The sequence below is a fragment of the Allobosea sp. Tri-44 genome (assembly GCF_004123845.1).
In the GTDB taxonomy this organism is placed as follows: Bacteria; Pseudomonadota; Alphaproteobacteria; order Rhizobiales; family Beijerinckiaceae; genus Allobosea.
Window position 1 is genome coordinate 1 of record NZ_NBDP01000050.1, and the last position, 1,016, is coordinate 1,016.

General features: G+C 66.3%; 1 protein-coding gene. It reads right to left on the reverse strand.

Annotation, left to right across the window (positions count from 1 at the left end):
* Window positions 1-1,016, reverse strand: a 1,016-nt coding sequence (locus B6S44_RS24965; protein ID WP_248309752.1) for a DNA translocase FtsK, incomplete at both ends; no start/stop codon positions are given.

Genomic DNA, 1,016 nt, shown 5'->3' on the forward strand with positions numbered 1-1,016 from the left:
TCGTTCTCCATCCGCTCCATGATCGAGGCGGCGCGGTTGTAGCCGATCTGCAGGCGGCGCTGGATGTAGGAGGTCGAGGCCTTCTTGTCGCGCAGCACGACCGCCACCGCCTGCTCATAGGGATCGTCGCTCTCAGCCTGGCCCATCGCGCTCTTGTCGAAGACCGCGCCGTCCTCGTCCTCGCCGGCTCCGGCCTCCTCCTCGGCGGTGACCGCGTCGAGATAGTCCGGCCGCCCTTGCGTCTTCAGATGCGCGACGACCTTCTCGACCTCGGCGTCCGAGACGAACGGGCCGTGCACGCGGGTGATCCGGCCGCCGCCGGCCATGTAGAGCATGTCGCCCTGGCCGAGCAGCTGCTCGGCGCCCATCTCGCCGAGGATGGTGCGGCTGTCGATCTTGCTGGTCACCTGGAAGGAGATGCGCGTCGGGAAGTTCGCCTTGATCGTGCCGGTGATCACGTCGACCGAAGGCCGCTGCGTCGCCAGCACGACATGGATGCCGGCGGCCCGCGCCATCTGCGCCAGGCGCTGGATCGTGCCCTCGATCTCCTTGCCGGCGACCATCATCAGGTCGGCCATCTCGTCGACGATCACGACGATATAGGGCAGAGGCGACAGGTCCATCGCCTCCTCCTCGTAGATCGCCTCGCCCGAATGCTTGTCGAAGCCGGTCTGGACCGTGCGGGTGATGACCTCGCCGGCCGCGAGCGCCTCGCCGACCCGGACATTGAAGCCGTCGATGTTGCGCACACCGAGCTTCGACATCTTCTTGTAGCGCTCCTCCATCTCGCGCACCGCCCATTTCAGGGCGACGACCGCCTTCTTCGGGTCGGTGACGACGGGGGTAAGCAGATGCGGGATGCCGTCATAGACGGAAAGCTCGAGCATCTTGGGGTCGACCATGATCAGCCGGCACTCCTCCGGCTTCAGCCGGTAGAGGATCGACAGGATCATGGTGTTGATCGCGACCGACTTGCCCGAGCCGGTGGTGCCGGCGACGAGCAGATGCGGCATGCG